Below are 16,559 nucleotides of genomic sequence, written 5' to 3'. Positions count from 1 at the left end.
TCCCCCACACCACAGGAGCACCCCGTGCGCAGAGCCCGCACCGTCCGGATCGGAGCGGCGGCCGGAGTGACCGCCGTCGCCGCGCTCGGCATCGCACTGGCCGTACCCGGCCAGGCCGCGCCGCCCTCCGACTCCGCGCAGCAGTCCGACCGGGGCACGCAGCGCGTCGAGTACTTCGACGGCCCCGAGTCCCACCCCCGCCAGGTCGAGATCCCCGCGGCCATGCCGAAGCGCTTCAGCGGCTCCGGCTCCGTCGCCGGGGACGGCGACGTGACGCCCATCGTCGAGAACGGCGGGACCGGCGACAAGCTCGACATCGCGATCATCGGTGACGGCTACACCGAGGGCGAGCTGGAGCAGTTCCACACCGACGCCAAGGAGAGCTGGACGGCGCTGGCGGACGTCGAGCCGTACACGACGTACCAGAAGTCGTTCAACGTCTGGGCCGTCGACGCCGTCTCGCAGGAGTCCGGCGTCTCCGGCGACCCCGACCAGGGCGCCGTGAAGAAGACCGCGCTCGACTCGCACTTCTGGTGCGACAACACCGAGCGGCTGCTCTGCGTGGACACCGCCAAGGTGGAGTCGTACGCGGCGAAGGCGCCCGCGGCGGACCTCGTCATCGTCATCGCCAACAGCAGCAAGTACGGCGGCGCCGGTTACAGCGGCGTCCAGAACGGCGTCGGCTACGACGGCATAGCCACCCACTCGGGCGGCAACGAGCAGGCGGGCCAGATCGCCATCCACGAGACGGGCCACTCGCTGGGCCACCTCGCGGACGAGTACGCGTACGAGGAGTCCGAGTACACGGGCGAGGAGACCGGCGACGTCAACACCACCGTCCACACCGCCGACGAGCTGGGCCAGAACGGCACCAAGTGGGCCCAGTGGCTGGGCGAGTCGACGCCGGACGGCGGCACCATCGGCGCGTACGAGGGCGCGGCGTACCACACGCGCGGGCTGTACCGGCCGAGCGAGGACTCGATCATGCGCACGCTGGGCCGCGAGTTCAGCGTCGTCGGCCGGGAGGCCATGATCGCCGGATTCCACCGGCACGCGCCCGCGCTCACCAGCGAGACCCGTACGACCAAGGCGCTCGGCGCGGACGACAGCGTCACCGTCGGCGTGCAGGAACGGACCGGGGACGCGCCGAAGACGGACCTGCGCTGGTACCTGGACGGCAAGGAGCTGAAGGACCTGCGGGGCGACCGCACCGTGCGGCTCGCCGCCGTCGTGCCGGACGGGGGCAGCCACAAGCTGACCGCGAAGGCGACCGACCCCACCGACGCCGTGCGCTCCCCCGCCCTCCGCAAGGAGCTGACGAAGTCGCTCAGCTGGAACGTCGAGGGCTGATCCCGCCCCCCACGTGACGGCCCGCGGGTTCCGCGGGACCGGTGCCCGTACGGCGTGCCCCACGGCCGTACGGGCACCGGCGCGTCCCGGGGTCCACAGCGCCTCGGGAACGGTCGGCGCGATCTTGCCGCGGCGCGGCCCGCGTACGGCGCGACCGCCTCAGCCGTCCGCGTACGGCGGCTCCCAGCGCACGTCGTGGTCCGCGCCCGGCGCGTGGAACGCGAGCAGCGCCGTCCCCTCCGCCGCCAGCTCGTCGCGCCCGGCGCGTGGCAGGGGCGCGAACGGCTTCAGCGCCAGCACCGCCCGTTCCCGGCCCGTGGCTGTCCCGGCGTCGGTGTCGATCCGCCAGGTGCCGCGCAGGAAGCCGTCGGAGAGGAAGACGGGCTTCGCCGCGTAGCCCGTCCAGAAGAGCCGCAGGTCGTCCCGCGCGACGACGCGGGAGCGGTCCTTGTGACCGATGAAGACGTTGTCGAACTCCGGCAGGAAGCGCGGCGGCGCGGGCACGTCCGCGTCGGGGCGCGGCGCGTCCGGCAGGTCGTACAGCTCGGTGCCCGACCCGTCGCGGAACACGGCCAGTTCGGGCCGGTGCCGCTCCACCACCTCCCGCAGCCGGGTCAGCCCGCTCCACGTCTGCGCGTCCCGTACGGACGCGGGCCCGAACGCCGCGAGGTAGCGCAGCACGAACGCGTCCGGGTCCGGCCGTACGCGGGAGTCCCCGCTCCCGGCGAGCGGCGCGCCCAGCCAGTGCTCGGCGGTGGTGTGCCGGGCGGCACCGCCCGTACGCCACAGGCCGCGCGGCGGCACCTGCACCAGCGGCAGCAGGTGGCGGGCGACCATCCCCAGGGCCCGCGGCGGGGTGTCGGGCCACTCGGCGGCGAGCAGCTCGCCCAGCTCGCCCGTGCCGAGGGGCCGCTCCTCCAGCAGCTCGCGCGACCGTACGGCCACCGCCTCCGGGTCCACACCCGCCAGCCGCCCGCCGAACGACGACTTCAGCGACCGGTCCTGCGGCGCCTGCACGAGGGGCCGCAGCGCGAGCGCGTCCCGCGCGGTGACGGTGTGGAGGGTGCAGCGCATCATGCTGAGCCGGACGAACTCCCGCTCGGCGAAGCGGCGTGAGAAGTCCTCGGCGTCGAACCCGGCCAGCCTGCTCCACAGCGCGGTGTAGTGGTTGCCGGGCACCTGTGTCTGGAGGCCCACCAGGTGCTCCACGGCCTCGGCGGCGTCCATGTCGGCGCGGCGCAGCAGGAGTTGCCGTGCGAGGGTCGCCCGGTTGAGCGTCCGGGTGGACAGTTCGGGGGCGGGTGCGGGATGCGGGGTGGTCGCCATGCGGCCGACGGTACGGCCCGTCGAGGACGCTCCCGTGCCGCGACCCGGCCGCGCGCCCGGTGCTTCCCGCGCCGCGCGCCCGGCGCGACATGCGCGCGGTGGCCCCGTCGCGCCGCTGGTGGGCGGGGTAGGGCACCATCGGGGGCGTGCGCACGGGGCAGGACGACTACGAGTACCGAGGTGAGACACCTCCCGAACTACGGCCACCGGACGGCGCCGGACCCGCCCCGCGCGGGCCGGTGGCGGCGGCGCGCCGGGCCGGGCGCGGGCGGCGGGGACGCGCGCTCGCCCGGCTCGCGGTGCTGCTGCTGGTGCCCGTCACCGTGCCGCTCGCGTTCCGCGCCGCCGACGCCGACGGGCCGACGCCCGTACCCCAACTGCTGGCGTTCCTGCCGTGGTTCCTCGCCCCTGGCTGGCTGGCGCTGCTCGCGGCCGTGCTCGGGCGGCGCTGGTTCGTGACGCTGTGGGCGGTGGTGGTGCTGGCGGCGACGGGGTGGTTCGTCCTGCCGTACGGGCCCGACGCGCCGCTGCCGCGCGAACAGCCGCCGACGGCGCGGTTCCGGATGCTGACGGCGAACCTGGAGTACGGCGAGGCCACGTCCTCGCTGCTGGCCACGGTGCGCCGGGAGCGCCCGCAGCTGGTGTCGGTGCAGGAGTGCGACCGGCGGTGCGCGGCGCGGCTGCGTACGGCCGAGCTGCGGGAGGCGTACCCGCACCGGGTGATCGCGGACGGGAACGGCGCGGACGGCTCGGCGCTGCTCAGCACGTTCCCGCTGCGCAGCACCCCGCCCGTACCGGGTGAACTGGCCATGCCCGGCGCGGTGGTGGACATCGCCGGGCGCGACGTACGGGTGCAGGTGGCGCATCCGATGCCGCCCGTGCCGAACGGGGTGACGACCTGGAATCGGGAACTGGACCGGCTCCGCGCGTACGCCGCCCGCGCGGACGGCCCGACGCTGCTCGCCGGGGACTTCAACTCCGGTCAGGACCACGCGGCGTTCCGCGCCGTCCTGGACACGGGCCTGCGGGACGCGGCCCGGCTCCAGGGGCAGTCGCGCACACCGACCTGGCCCTCGCTGACGGCGCCGCCGCTGGGCGCGCAGATCGACCACGTGCTGCTGAGTGAGGAGTTCGAGGCGGCGGACGCGCAGTTCCTGGACCTGGACGGGTCGGACCACCGGGCGCTGCTGGTGGACCTCCAGTTCTACGACGACCGGGGCTGAGTCCCGGACCGGCCCGTACGCGGCCGGGCGCCGCCACGGAGGCCGTCCACGCGCAACCGCGCGGGGCTGCGTCGCGTCCTCCACGGGTGGGGTCGACGCGGAAGCCCGTCGCGCACGGTCCGCCCATCGGGCGGAATCGGGTGACATGTGCCGACATTCCCGCAGGGCGATTCCGTGTCCCATCCGTTGATGCGGGGAATTCTCGCCCATAAGCGGACGCGCCCGCTTTCCCGGAACGCCTGTGTCCGGAGTCACACCGGCAGCGGGATCGGTCTTCCCCCGCCGTCCGCGCCTTGTCGAGGAATCACCAAGTCACCGTTTTCCGGGGTGGATTCACGCCGCGCCCGTATTCGCCTTTCTCACGCTCGGAGAGAGATCCGACGCGCAGCGTCGACGCGCCCGGAGAAAAGCCTCGCGAAAGCCGGGGAAGCCGGAATCCGAAAGCTTGTCGGGGTGCGACCGATGTGCTTGTGTAACCCTCGCTCCCGCCCCCGTGAACGGTGGGAGCCCTGGACCGGGGCGCCGAATCCTGCCGCCCGGCGAGGGCAGTTCGCACCACTCATCCGGCAGGAGCGGGGGAACCAGGTACGTGCCGGGCCGCGGCGACACGGTCCGGCTTGGGGTGAAGCCATGCCTCTTCTCGTCACCCATGCAAAGGGGACGACGGAGGAATGGCCGGGCAACTCCAGCCCGAATCCGACAGCTCACCTCGCAGGCGCCAGGAGAGGACACCGCTATGTCTCGTGGCCGCCATCGACGACCGCGCACCCCATCCCGTTCCCGGCACGTCTCCCGGATCTCCCTCGTGATCGCCGCGGGTGGCGCGGGAATCGCCGCGCCCGTTCTCACGGGCACCGCACACGCCGCCCCCGCGCATTCCGCCGCCAAGACCCAGGCGTCCGAGCGGAGTTCGGCGCAGGCCCCCGCCCACGCCCCGGCCCGCTCCGAGGCGCGGGACGCGTACACCGTCGTCGACGGCGACACCCTGCACCTGATCGCCGACCGGAACGACGTCGAGGGCGGCTGGTCCGCCGTCTACGCGGCGAACCGCGACACCATCGGCGCCGACCCGCACACGATCGTGCCCGGCCAGCGCCTCACCCTCGCCACCGGCGGCGCCACGGCGTCCGCCGACCGGGCCGGCGCCACGGACCCGGGCACCGGCGCCGACGGCGTACGGCGCACGCAGTCGACCGACCTGGACGGCTGGATCGACGAGGCCCTCGAAGTGATGGCCCGGGAGGGCATCCCCGGCAGCTACGAGGGCATCCACCGCAACATCCTGCGCGAGTCCGGCGGCGACCCCGACGCCACCAACAACTGGGACTCCAACGCGCGGAACGGCACGCCCTCCATCGGCCTGCTCCAGATCATCAAGCCGACCTTCGACGCGTACCACGTGGCCGGCACGGCCTTCGACCAGCGCGACCCCGTCGCGAACATCGTCGCCGCGTGCAACTACGCGGCGCAGACGTACGGTTCGATCGACAACGTCGACGGCCCGTACTGAGTCGGCCGCTCCCCCGGCGGCCACCCGCGGACTGCCCGTCGCACCCCCGGTGGCGGGCAGTCCGTGTGTCCGGGGCCGCGCCGCGCGCCCCGGCGGGTCAGGCGTACGAGCCGGTACGTACGCCCGCCTCCCCCGGGTCGCGGTGGATCGGCGCACGCGCCCCGGTGAGCGGGACGCCCGTGCCGCCGTGCCGGTCGGCCACGACCTCCGCCACGATGGACAGCGCCGTCTCCTCCGGCGTACGCGCGCCCAGGTCCAGCCCGATCGGTGAGCGCAGCCGCGCCAACTCCCGTTCCGTCAGGCCCGCTCGGCGCAGCCGGGCCAGCCGGTCGTCGTGCGTACGGCGGGACCCCATCGCGCCGACGTACGCGACGGGCAGCCGCAACGCCCGTTCCAGCAGCGGCACGTCGAACTTCGCGTCGTGCGTCAGCACGCACACCACGGTGCGGGCGTCCACCTCGGTGGCGTCCAGGTGGCGGTGCGGCCAGTCGACGACGACCTCGTCCGCGTCCGGGAACCGCGCGGCAGTCGCGAACACCGGCCGCGCGTCGCACACCGTCACCCGGTAGCCCACGAAGCGCGCGGCGCGCGTGAGCGCCGCCGCGAAGTCCACGGCGCCGAACACCAGCATCCGCGGCGGCGGCGCGCACGACTCCACGAAGAGCGTCACCGGTTCGCCGCACCGGCCGCCGTCCGCGCCGACGCGCACCGTGCCCGTACGGCCCGCCGCGAGCAGCGCGGCCGCCTCGGCGGCGGCCACCCGGTCCAGCGCCCCGGCGGCACCGAGCCCACCCGCGTACGTGCCGTCCGGGCGGACCCGCAGGGCCCGGCCGAGCAGCGCGTCGGGGCCGGAGACGACGCGGGCGAGGGCGACGGGACCGCCGTCGGCCGCGGCGGACACCGCGTCCGCCACGACCGCGCGCCAGGGGGCGTCCGCGGCGACCGGCACGACCAGGACGTCGAGGGTGCCGCCGCAGGTCAGGCCCACCGCGAACGGATCGTCGGCGTCGCCTCGGCCACCGTCGGGCGCCGCGAACCCGTAGCGCTCCCGTACGGGCCGCCCGTCGCGCAGCGCGTCCCGGCACAGCTCGTACACCGCGCCCTCCACGCAGCCCCCGGAGACGCTGCCCACCACCGTCCCGGCGGCGTCCACGGCCAGCGCGGCGCCCGGCAACCGCGGCGCGCTGCCGCCGACCGCCACGACGGTGGCCACCGCGAAGTCCCGGCCCTCGCGGCACCAGCGGTCCAGTTCCGCCGCCACGTCCAACATCCGCTCCGCTCCTTCCATCCGTCGCGCGGGCCGTACGGGTCCGTACGGGTCGCCTGCCCCGGTCAGCGCACGCCCAGCCAGCCCTCGATGGGGCCGAGCGAGAAGTACACGAGGAACACGACCGCGAGCAGCCACATCAGCCAGCCCGGTTCGCGCCACCTGCCCTCGACGGCCTTGATCGCCACGTACGCGATCACCCCGGCGGCGATGCCCGCGGTGATGGAGTACGTGAACGGCATCAGCACCGTCGTCAGGAAGACGGGGATCGAGGTGGCGGGGTCGTTCCAGTCGATGTGCCGCGCGTTGCTCATCATCATCGACCCGATGACGACCAGCGCGGCGGCGGCGACCTGGGTGGGGATGACCTGCGCCAGCGGGGTGAAGAACAGGCACAGCGTGAAGCCCAGTCCGGTGACGACGCTGGCGAGGCCCGTACGGGCGCCGTCCCCGACGCCCGCGGTCGACTCCACGAAGACGGTCTGCCCGGACGCGCCCGCGACGCCGCCGAGGACACCGCCCGCGCCGTCGATCGCGAGGGCCCGGCTGAGGCCGGGCATGCGGCCGTCGGAGTCGACGAGGTCGGCCTGCTGGCCGATGCCGATGATCGTGCCCATGGCGTCGAAGAACCCGGCCAGGACGAGGGTGAAGACGATCACGGCGACGGTGACGCCGCCGACGTCCGCCATGCCCCGGAAGGACACGTCGCCGAACAGGCCGAAGTCGGGGGCGCTGACCAGGGAGCCGGAGATCTCGGGCGCGTTGAGGCCGCCCCAGTCCTTCCGCGTCATGCCGGTGAGTTGGTGCACGGCGGCGGCCAGTACGGTGCCGCCGACGATCCCGACGAGGATGGCGCCGGGCACCCGGCGCACCTGGAGCAGGAAGATCAGCAGCACGGTGACGGCGAAGCAGAGGACGGGCCAGCCGGTCAGCTGGTCGTGCACGCCGAGCTGCACGGGCTTCTCGCCCGCGACGCCGCCGGGCCCGTCCATGCTGGTCACGAAGCCCGCCTGGACGAGTCCGATGAGGCACACGAACAGGCCGATGCCCATGGTGATGGCGTGCTTCAGGGCCAGCGGGATGGCGTTCATGATCAGTTCCCGCATGCCGGTGGCGACGAGCAGGATGATCACGCCGCCGTAGACGACGCACATGGCCATCGCGTTGGCCCAGGTCATCTCGGGCGCGACCTGGAACGCGACGACGGCGGAGACGCTCAGCCCGGCGGCGAGGGCGAGCGGCACGTTGCCGAGGACGCCCATGGCGAGGGTGGTGACGGCGGCGGCGAACGCCGTGGCCGTCGTCAGCTGGCCCGCGTCGAGCTGGGCGCCGGTGGCGTCGGGCACGGACAGGATCACCGGGTTGAGCAGCAGGATGTAGCACATCGCCATGAAGGTGGTGACGCCGCCGCGCACCTCCCGCGCGACGGTGCTGCCCCGGGCGGTGATCCGGAAGCACCGGTCGAGCCGGGACCGCCCGGCGGGCGGCCCTCCCCGCCCCGGGTCCGGCTCCGGGTCGCGGGCCCGGTCCCGTCCTCGTTCCCGGCCCCGGTCCTGTCCGGTGTGCGACTGGGTCATGTGTGCCTCTCCCAAAGGTTCACGGGGGCACCCGCGCGCACGCTGCGTGCGCGGGGCGTGGGATACGCACGACCCGGGGGACGGCCCGAGACGCGGTGACCGCTCCCCGGAGGGAGTCGGTCCTGTGGGTGGTGCGGGGTGGTGCGGACCGTGCCTACGGCTGCCCCTGCGGCGGGTCGACCGTGAGGTGCTCCGGCCGTACGGGCACCCGGCGCAGCGCCAGCCCCGTGGCCTGCCGGATCGCGGCCACGACCGCCGGGGTGGAGGACAGCGTGGGCGCCTCCCCGGCACCGCGCAGGCCGTACGGGGCGTGCTCGTCGGCCAGTTCGAGCACGTCGACGGGGATGGTCGGCGTGTCGAGGATGGTGGGGATCAGGTAGTCGGTGAAGGACGGGTTGCGCACCTTCGCCGCCGGGTCCACGACGATCTCCTCCATGACGGCGAGGCCCAGGCCCTGCGTCGTACCGCCCTGGATCTGGCCGACGACGGACTGCGGGTTGAGCGCCTTGCCGACGTCCTGGGCGCAGGCCAGCTCCACGACCTTGACCAGACCGAGTTCGGTGTCGACCTCGACGACGGCGCGGTGCGCGGCGAAGCTGTACTGCACGTGCCCGCGCCCCTGCCCCGTACGCAGGTCGAACGGTTCGGTGGGCCGGTGCCGCCACTCCAGGTCGGCCTCCAGCGTCTCGCCCTCCACGACGTCCGCGAGGGACGCCAGCACCTCGCCGCCGTCGGTGACCACCTTGCCGCCCTCCAGCAGGAGTTCGGCGGTGGCCCACGCCGGGTGGTGGGCGCCGAAGCGCTCCCGGCCGAGCCGCAGGACCTGTTCGCGCACGGCCGCGCAGGCGTGCTTCACGGCGCCGCCGGTGACGTACGTCTGACGCGACGCCGACGTCGAACCGGCCGAGCCGACACGGGTGTCGGCGGGCAGGATGCTGACCTGGGTGACGCCCAGCTCCGTACGGGCGATCTGCGCGTGCACGGTGATGCCGCCCTGCCCGACCTCGGCCATCGCGGTGTGCACGGTGGCGACCGGCTCCCCGGCCACGACCTCCAGGCGGACGCGGGCGGTGGAGTAGTCGTCGAAGCCCTCGGAGAAACCGACGTTCTTGATGCCGACCGCGTAGCCCACACCCCGTACGACGCCCTCGCCGTGCGTGGTGTTGGACAGGCCGCCGGGCAGCGCCCGTACGTCCGCGGCGGTGCCGTCGCCGCCCGCGGTCTCCCACTGGCGGGCGGGCGGCAGCGGCATGGCCTTGACGCGGCGCAGGATCTCGGCGACGGGCGCCGGGGAGTCGACCTCCTGGCCCGTCGGCAGCACGCTGCCCTGCGACATGGCGTTCCGCTGCCGGAACTCGACCGGGTCCAGGCCGAGTTCGGCCGCGAGCCGGTCCATCTGCGCCTCGTACGCGAAGCACGCCTGTACGGCGCCGAAGCCGCGCATGGCGCCGCACGGGGGGTTGTTGGTGTAGAGCGCGACGGCCTCGATCTCGACGTCGTCGACGACGTACGGCCCGACCGCCAACGACGAGGCGTTGCCGACGACGGCGGGCGAGGACGAGGCGTACGCGCCGCCGTCCAGCACGATGCGGCACCGCATGTGCGTGAGGCGGCCGTCGCGGGTCGCGCCGTGCTCGTACCGGAGCTTCGCCGGGTGCCGGTGCACGTGCCCGAAGAACGACTCGAAGCGGTTGTAGACCATCTTCACCGGCCGCCCGGTGCGCAGCGCCAGCAGGCACGCGTGGATCTGCATCGACAGGTCCTCGCGCCCGCCGAACGCGCCGCCCACCCCGGACAGCGTCATCCGCACCTTGTCCTCGGGCAGCCCCAGGACGGGCGCGATCTGCCGCAGGTCGGCGTGGAGCCACTGCGTGGCCACGTACAGGTCGACGCCGCCGTCCTCCGCGGGCACCGCGAGGCCGGACTCCGGGCCGAGGAACGCCTGGTCCTGCATCCCGACCTCGTACTCGCCGGTCACCACCACGTCCGCGCGCGCGGCGGCCGCCGCCGCGTCGCCCCGGACGATGGGCTGGCGGTGCACGACGTTCGGGTGCGGCACGTGCCCGGCGTGGTGGTCGTCGCGGCCGGGGTGCAGCAGCGGCGCGCCGGGCGCCGTCGCGGACTCCTCGTCGTGGACGACGGGCAGTTCGGCGTACTCGACGCGGATCTTCGCCGCGGCGCGGCGCGCCGTCTCCGGGTGGTCGGCGGCCACGACGGCCACGGGCTCGCCGTGGTGCCGGACCCGGCCGTGGGCGAGGACGGGGGTGTCCTGGATCTCCAGGCCGTAGTGCCGCACCTCGGCGGGCAGGTCGTCGTACGTCAGCACGGCGTGCACACCGGGCTGCCGCAGCGCCTCGGTGGTGTCGACGGAGACGATCTCCGCGTGCGCGTGCGGGCTGCGGAGGGTGTGGCCCCAGACCATGTCCTCGTGCCACATGTCGGAGGCGTACGCGAACTCGCCGGTGACCTTGAGGGTGCCGTCCGGGCGCAGCGTCGACTCGCCGATGCCGCCGCGGGTGCGGCTGCCCTGGGAGAGGCTGGTGGGCGTACGGGTGACTCCGTTCACGGCGCTCACGCTCCCGTTCCGTGGGTTCCGGGGGTGCCGTGGCCGCCGGGGGCCCCGGCGGGTTCGGCGTCGCCTCGGGCGGCGGCCAGGCGGACGGCGTCGAGGATCTTCTCGTAGCCGGTGCAGCGGCAGAGGTTGCCGGAGAGCGCCTCGCGGATGTCGGCGTCCGAGGGCTGCGGGTTCCGTTCGATCAGTTCGTCGGCGGCGACCAGCAGGCCGGGCGTGCAGAAGCCGCACTGGACGGCGCCCGCGTCGATGAACGCCCGCTGCACCGGCGCCAGTCCGGCGTCCGGCCCGGCGGGCCGCGCCTCCCAGCGGCGGGCGGCGTCCACGGACGTACCGCCGCCCGTCGTGGCGCTCTCCGGTTCGCTTTCCGTCACCCCGCCGCACGCGCCGGTACCGCACGCGCGGGCGGTGCGCTCGCGGGCGAAGTCCGCCAGCCCCTCCACGGTGACGACCTCGCGCCCCTCCACCTGACCCGCCGCGACGAGGCAGGCGCAGACGGGCGCGCCGTCGAGCCGTACGGTGCAGGAGCCGCACTCGCCCTGCTCGCACGCGTTCTTCGAACCGGGCAGGCCCATCCGCTCCCGCAGCACGTACAGCAGGGACTCGCCCTCCCACACGTCGTCGGCCTCGTACGGGCGTCCGTTCACGCGGAATGTCACGCGCACCGCGCACCTCCTTCTGCGTCGTCTCCGTCACCGCGCGCGGGGGCGGCCGTGCCCGTACCGGCGCGGTAGCTCTCCCAGGTCCAGCCCAGCGTCCGCCGGGCCATCACGGACACCGCGTGGCGGCGGTAGCGCGCGCTGCCGCGCACGTCGTCGATCGGGTCGCACGCGCCGGCGGCCAGCTCGGCGAACTGCCGGGCGACGGACGGCGTGAGCGTACGGCCGCTGTCCCAGAAGCCGCCCTCCTCCAGCGCCGCGTTCAGGAAGTCCTCCGCCACGCGGGCCCGCACCGGGGTGGGCGCGGCGGAGCCGATGCCCGTACGGACCGTGCGGGTACGCGGGTGCAGCGCCAGGCCGAACGCGCACACGGCGATGACCATCGCGTTCCGCGTGCCGACCTTCGAGAACTGCTGCGGCCCGTCCGCGCGCGCGATGCGCACCGCGCGGATCAACTCGTCGTCCGCGAGCGCGTTCCGCTTCACGCCGGTGAAGAACTCGTCGACCGGGATCAGCCGCGTCCCCCGTACGGACTCCGCCTCCACCTCCGCGCCCGCCGCGAGCAGCGCGGGGTGGGCGTCACCGGCGGGCGAGGCGGCACCGAGGTTGCCGCCGACGCTGCCGCGGTTGCGGATCTGCGGGGAGCCGACGGTGTGCGCCGCGAGGGCGAGGCCGGGCAGTTCGGCGGCGAGGTGCTCGATGATCGCGGAGTACGGCACGGCCGCGCCGAGGCGCACGTGGTCCGCGCCGACCTCCCAGTCGTACAGCTCACCGATCCGGTTCAGGTCCAGCAGGTGCGCGGGCCGCCGGTGGTCGAAGTTCAACTCGACCATCACGTCGGTGCCGCCCGCGATGGGGACGGCCGAGGGGTGCGCGGCCTTGGCGGCGAGCGCTTCCTCCCAGCCGGCGGGGCGCAGGAACTCCATGGGTGTCTCTTCTCCGGTCGCTCTCGGGCGGTACGGCGGGTGGCCGGGGCCGGTTCCCGGGCGGGTGGCGCGGGGAACCGTCCAGGTGCCGTTCACGGCGGTGCGCCCCAGTAGACCGAGGCGCGCGTGTCCCGGTGCAGTCACCGAAACCATGAAGCGCTTGACCACCCGAACGCCCGGTCTTGTAGATTCCCACGAAAGCGGCGACCCGGCGCCTCGTACCCCGGCACTCCGGCACCGGCACTCCCCGTACGGGCGCACCGGCACGGGCACCCGGCACGCACGCCGACAAACACGCCAGCACACACGGCCCTCACGCAACGGAACGGCGGGCGACGACATGCGGCTCCGCGCACTCCTCGACAGCGGCTCGCTCGGGCTGCGGCTGCTCGGCGGCGGTACGGAGCTGGACCGCACGGTGCGCGGCGTGATGACCACCGACCTGCGGGACCCCAGCCGCTACCTCTCCGGCGGCGAACTGGTCCTCACCGGCCTCGCGTGGCGCCGTACGCCCGCCGACTCCGAGCCCTTCGTCCGCGTCCTGGCGACGGCCGGGGTGGCGGGGCTGGCCGCGGGCGAGGCGGAACTGGGGTCCGTACCGGACGACCTGGTCGCGGCCTGCGCGCGGCACCGGCTGCCGCTGTTCGCGGTGGACGAGGACGTCGCGTTCGCCACCGTCACCGAGCACGTGGTGCGGCAGGTGTCGACGGAGCGGGCGGTCGACCTGGCGGCGGTCGTGGACCGGCACCGGCGGCTGATGTCCGCCGGACCGGCGGGCGGCGGCGCGGACGCGGTGCTGGACCTCCTCGACTCCGACCTGGACCTGCGGGCGTGGGTGCTGTCCCCGACGGGGCGGCAGGTGGCGGGCCGGAGCACGGGTACGGGCGGGGGCGCGGCGGGCCGGGCGGACGGGGTGGCCGCACTGCCCGGCGCCGTACGGGCGCGGCTCGCGGGCGAGCACCTGGCGGGCGTACGCACCGGGCACCCCGGGCCGTACCGCGCGACGGTGGACGGCGCCGCGTACGCCCTCTTCCCCGTCCGCACCGGCACGGACGGCGACCCGCGCGGGACGGCGCTCTCCGACTGGCTGCTCGCCGTCGAGGCCGACACGGGCGACTGGCCCGCCGAACGGCTCGACCTGCTGGACGGCGTCACCCAGCTGATCGCCGTGGAACGCGAACGCCACGACGCCTCCCGCGCCGTACGGCGGCGGCTCGCCCAGGAGGTGCTGGAGCTGGTGCAGTCCGGCGCGGCGCCCGCGGAGACGGCGGCGCGGCTGCGGGGCGCGGCGCCCGTACTGCTGCCGGGATCGGGCGCGGCGGCGCCGCACTGGCAGGTCGTGGTGGCGCGCGTCGAGTGGGGCACGGGCGACGACGGCGGCGCCCCGGTGGAGACCGGGCCCGTCGCGCGGGCGCTGCTGGAGGAGGTGCTCGCCGGGGCCTGCCCGGCGGAGCCGGGCGGGGCCGGGGCGGCCGACGGGGTCGCGGTGGCGCACACGGGCGGGGAGGCCGTCGCGCTGGTGCCGCTGCCCGCACCGGCGGACGGGGACGGGGACGGCGGCGGTACGGGCGGGGGCGCGGGCGGGGGCTCCGGTACGGGCGGGGGCGGCGCCGAGGGCGGCGAGCGCGGCGCCGGGTCCGTCGCGCCGGGGATCGTCGCGGGCGCGCTGCTGGCGGGTGTGCGCGAGCCGATGGAGCGCGGGCTCGCCGGGGACGGTCGGCTGACGCTCGGGGTGAGCGCGGCGGTGCGTTCCGCCGAGGGCCTGCGCGGCGCGCTGGAGGAGGCCCGGCACGCGCGCCGGGTGGCGGCGGCCCGGCGGGGCGCGGTCTGCGCGGCCGGGCACGAGGAGCTGGCCTCGCACGTGCTGCTGCTGCCGTTCGTACCGGACGACGTGCGTCGCGCCTTCACCGCGCGGCTGCTGGACCCGTTGCGCGACTACGACCGGCGGCACCGGGCCGAGCTGATCCCGACGCTGGAGGCGTTCCTCGCGGCCGACGGCTCGTGGACGCGGTGCGCGGCGCGGCTGCACCTGCACGTCAACACCCTGCGCTACCGGATGGGCCGCATCGAGCAGTTGACGGGCCGTGACCTGTCGCGGCTGGAGGACAAGCTCGACTTCTTCCTGGCCCTGCGCATCAGCTGACCACCCCGCGCCGCCACCCTCGCGCGGGCCGCCTCGCGTACGCGCCGACCGAACCCGTACCCGTGCCCGTACCCGTCCGCGCGCCCCGCGCTCCCGCCGTGCGCCCTCGCTTCCCCTGCGCGCTTCTGATAGAACAACGAAATATGCTCAACTTTGAGCAGAGCGTCTGCGCACTTCTGCGCATCGCGCATGTCAGGGGCCCGGCCCCACGTCACACGTCGTAGGAGAGCCCATGTCGCACACCGCCGACGAGATCGCTTCGCAGCCCGCCTGCTGGCGGCGGGCCGTGGACCTGCTGCCACGCCACGCGCCCGCGCTCCCCCGGCACGGGGAGCGGGTGGCGGTGGTCGGCTGCGGCACCTCGTGGTTCATGGCGCAGTCGTACGCCGCGCTGCGCGAGGCCGCCGGGCACGGCCGCACCGACGCGTTCGCCGCGTCCGAGGCGCCGCTGGACCGGGAGTACGACCGGGTGCTCGCGCTGACCCGGTCCGGCACCACCACCGAGGTGCTGCACGCGCTGGAGCGCGTGCGCGGCCGGGTCCGCGCCACCGTGGTGACCGCGGTGCCGGACTCGCCCGCCGGGGAACTGGCCGACGACGCCGTCGTCCTGGACTTCGCCGACGAACGCTCCGTCGTGCAGACCCGCTTCCCCACCTCGCAGCTCGTCCTCCTCCGCGCCCACCTCGGCGAGGACCTGACCGCCGCCGTGCGCGACGCCGAGACGGCGGTGACCGCGGAGCTGGACCCGGCGCTGCTGGCGGCGGAGCAGATCACGTTCCTCGGCACGGGCTGGACGTACGGGCTGGCCCGCGAGGCCGCGCTCAAGGTGCGGGAGGCCGCCGCGTGGTGGACCGAGTCGTACCCGGCGATGGAGTACCGGCACGGCCCCATCGGCATCGCCGCCCCCGGCCGCGCCGTCTGGCCGCTGGGCGCGGGCGCGCTGCCGCCGGGCCTCGACGGGCAGATCGCGGCGACCGGCGCGCACCTCGTACGGCCGTCGGGCCTGGACCCGCTCGCGGAACTGGTCAGGGCCCAGCGGGTCGCCGCGGAGCTGGCCGCCGGGCTGGGCCGCGACGTGGACAACCCGCCGCACCTGACCCGTTCCGTGGTGCTGGAGGACGCGTCGTGACGCTGGTCGGAACGGGCGCCCTGCTGCGCGCGGCGGAGGACGGGCGGCACGGCGTCGGCGCCTTCAACGCCGTCCTGCTGGAGCAGCTGGAGGCGGTCCTCGCCGGGGCCGCGCAGGCGGACGCCGCCGTCGTGGTGCAGGTGAGCGAGAACGCCGTGGCGTACCGGGGCGCGCTGCGCCCGCTCGCCGCGGCGGCCGCGGCGGCCGTCGCCGCCACCGGCACGCCCGCGTCCCTGCACCTGGACCACGCGACCCGGCCCGAACTGGTGCGGGAGGCGGTCGAGTCGGGCTTCACCTCGGTGATGTACGACGGCGCGCGGCTGCCCTGGGCGGAGAACGTCGAACGCACCCGCGCCCTCACCGGGTGGTGCCACGAACGGGGCGTCTGGGTGGAGGCCGAGCTGGGCGAGGTCGGCGGCAAGGACGGCGCGCACGCGCCCGGGGTCCGTACCGACCCGGAGGAGGCCGCCCGCTTCGTCGAGCGGACCGGTGTGGACGCCCTGGCCGTCGCGGTCGGCTCGTCGCACGCGATGACCGAGCGCCGCGCCGAACTGGATCTCGCGCTGGTCGCGCGGCTGCGCGAGGCGGTGCCGGTGCCGCTCGTGCTGCACGGCTCGTCGGGCGTGCCGGACGACACGCTCGCCGCGGCGGTGGCCGCCGGGATGCGCAAGATCAACCTGTCGACGCACCTTAACGCGGTCTTCACCGGCGCCGTACGGGACGTGCTCGCCCGGGAGCCCGCGCTGGTCGACCCCCGGCGGTATCTGGCGCCCGCGCGCGCGGCGATGGCCGACGAGGTCGCCCGCGTCCTCGGCGTGCTGGGGGCGGCGGGCGGCGCGTCCGCCCTGTGACCGGCCCGGCGGCCGTACGGGGGTCG

General features: G+C 75.3%; 12 protein-coding genes and 1 riboswitch. Of the genes, 6 read left to right on the top strand and 6 right to left on the bottom strand.

What is annotated here, in order from left to right; genetic code table 11:
• The first annotated feature begins 24 nt into the window (after positions 1-24).
• Positions 25-1,350 carry a M64 family metallopeptidase gene (locus D7M15_RS24620; RefSeq protein ID WP_121519503.1) on the top strand — a complete coding sequence of 442 codons (1,326 nt, stop codon included), beginning with the start codon at positions 25-27 and terminating at the stop codon, positions 1,348-1,350.
• A 159-nt stretch (positions 1,351-1,509) separates the two neighbouring features.
• On the opposite strand, the gene D7M15_RS24615 is transcribed toward D7M15_RS24620, so the two are convergent.
• Positions 1,510-2,676, bottom strand: coding sequence for a winged helix DNA-binding domain-containing protein (locus D7M15_RS24615; protein ID WP_121519502.1), 1,167 nt, complete (start codon positions 2,674-2,676; stop codon positions 1,510-1,512).
• A 146-nt stretch (positions 2,677-2,822) separates the two neighbouring features.
• Between D7M15_RS24615 and D7M15_RS24610 the strand changes: the two genes are divergently transcribed.
• Positions 2,823-3,899, top strand: a complete 1,077-nt coding sequence (locus D7M15_RS24610; RefSeq protein WP_240649462.1) for an endonuclease/exonuclease/phosphatase family protein — start codon at positions 2,823-2,825, stop codon at positions 3,897-3,899.
• A gap of 543 nt (positions 3,900-4,442) precedes the next feature.
• A riboswitch (cyclic di-AMP (ydaO/yuaA leader) is annotated at positions 4,443-4,631 on the top strand.
• A gap of 73 nt (positions 4,632-4,704) precedes the next feature.
• Positions 4,705-5,409 (top strand): transglycosylase SLT domain-containing protein, encoded by a 705-nt coding sequence (locus D7M15_RS24605; protein WP_346428825.1) that lies wholly within the window; start codon positions 4,705-4,707, stop codon positions 5,407-5,409.
• A 97-nt stretch (positions 5,410-5,506) separates the two neighbouring features.
• Here the strand turns inward: D7M15_RS24605 and D7M15_RS24600 are convergent, their stop codons facing one another.
• The 5 genes from D7M15_RS24600 to D7M15_RS24580 all read right to left on the bottom strand — a co-directional run bounded on the left by D7M15_RS24600 (position 5,507) and on the right by D7M15_RS24580 (position 12,410).
• Positions 5,507-6,679, bottom strand: a complete 1,173-nt coding sequence (locus tag D7M15_RS24600) for an XdhC/CoxI family protein (RefSeq protein WP_121519499.1) — start codon at positions 6,677-6,679, stop codon at positions 5,507-5,509.
• A 62-nt stretch (positions 6,680-6,741) separates the two neighbouring features.
• On the bottom strand, positions 6,742-8,253 hold the full coding sequence (locus D7M15_RS24595) for an NCS2 family permease (protein WP_121519498.1): 1,512 nt from the start codon (positions 8,251-8,253) through the stop codon (positions 6,742-6,744).
• A 154-nt stretch (positions 8,254-8,407) separates the two neighbouring features.
• Positions 8,408-10,819: a xanthine dehydrogenase subunit D gene (gene pucD, locus D7M15_RS24590; protein WP_121521336.1), complete on the bottom strand. Its 2,412-nt coding sequence runs from the start codon at positions 10,817-10,819 to the stop codon at positions 8,408-8,410.
• Between the two features lie 5 nt (positions 10,820-10,824).
• Positions 10,825-11,490 carry a (2Fe-2S)-binding protein gene (locus D7M15_RS24585; protein ID WP_121519497.1) on the bottom strand — a complete coding sequence of 222 codons (666 nt, stop codon included), beginning with the start codon at positions 11,488-11,490 and terminating at the stop codon, positions 10,825-10,827.
• Positions 11,481-12,410 (bottom strand): FAD binding domain-containing protein, encoded by a 930-nt coding sequence (locus tag D7M15_RS24580; protein ID WP_121519496.1) that lies wholly within the window; start codon positions 12,408-12,410, stop codon positions 11,481-11,483. The genes D7M15_RS24585 and D7M15_RS24580 overlap by 10 nt, the downstream gene beginning before the upstream one ends.
• A 340-nt stretch (positions 12,411-12,750) precedes the next feature.
• Here D7M15_RS24580 and D7M15_RS24575 point away from each other — a divergent pair, with 340 nt between their 5' ends.
• The 3 genes from D7M15_RS24575 (at position 12,751) to D7M15_RS24565 (ending at position 16,533) form a co-directional block, all read left to right on the top strand.
• Positions 12,751-14,553: a PucR family transcriptional regulator ligand-binding domain-containing protein gene (locus D7M15_RS24575; protein WP_121519495.1), complete on the top strand. Its 1,803-nt coding sequence runs from the start codon at positions 12,751-12,753 to the stop codon at positions 14,551-14,553.
• Positions 14,554-14,785: 232 nt separating this feature from the next.
• A complete protein-coding gene (locus D7M15_RS24570; RefSeq protein ID WP_121519494.1) occupies positions 14,786-15,682 on the top strand; it encodes a sugar isomerase in 897 nt (298 codons plus the stop codon).
• Complete coding sequence (locus D7M15_RS24565; protein ID WP_121519493.1) at positions 15,679-16,533, top strand: class II fructose-bisphosphate aldolase; 855 nt, start codon at positions 15,679-15,681, stop codon at positions 16,531-16,533. Before D7M15_RS24570 ends, D7M15_RS24565 begins: the two co-directional genes overlap by 4 nt.
• Positions 16,534-16,559: the final 26 nt, after the last annotated feature.

The sequence above is a fragment of the Streptomyces sp. Z26 genome (assembly GCF_003665095.1).
Lineage (GTDB): Bacteria > Actinomycetota > Actinomycetes > Streptomycetales > Streptomycetaceae > Streptomyces > Streptomyces phytohabitans.
Note: the sequence above shows the minus strand (reverse complement) of the source record. Positions and strands in the feature narration are given on the sequence as shown.

Excerpts from the sequence above, each read along its gene's own strand:
- D7M15_RS24615 (WP_121519502.1), bottom strand. The coding sequence starts at position 2,676 with ATGGCGACCACCCCGCATCCCGCACCCGCCCCCGAACTGTCCACCCGG.
- D7M15_RS24595 (WP_121519498.1), bottom strand. The coding sequence starts at position 8,253 with ATGACCCAGTCGCACACCGGACAGGACCGGGGCCGGGAACGAGGACGG.
- D7M15_RS24580 (WP_121519496.1), bottom strand. The coding sequence starts at position 12,410 with ATGGAGTTCCTGCGCCCCGCCGGCTGGGAGGAAGCGCTCGCCGCCAAG.
- D7M15_RS24600 (WP_121519499.1), bottom strand. The coding sequence starts at position 6,679 with ATGTTGGACGTGGCGGCGGAACTGGACCGCTGGTGCCGCGAGGGCCGG.
- D7M15_RS24570 (WP_121519494.1), top strand. The coding sequence starts at position 14,786 with ATGTCGCACACCGCCGACGAGATCGCTTCGCAGCCCGCCTGCTGGCGG.
- D7M15_RS24575 (WP_121519495.1), top strand. The coding sequence starts at position 12,751 with ATGCGGCTCCGCGCACTCCTCGACAGCGGCTCGCTCGGGCTGCGGCTG.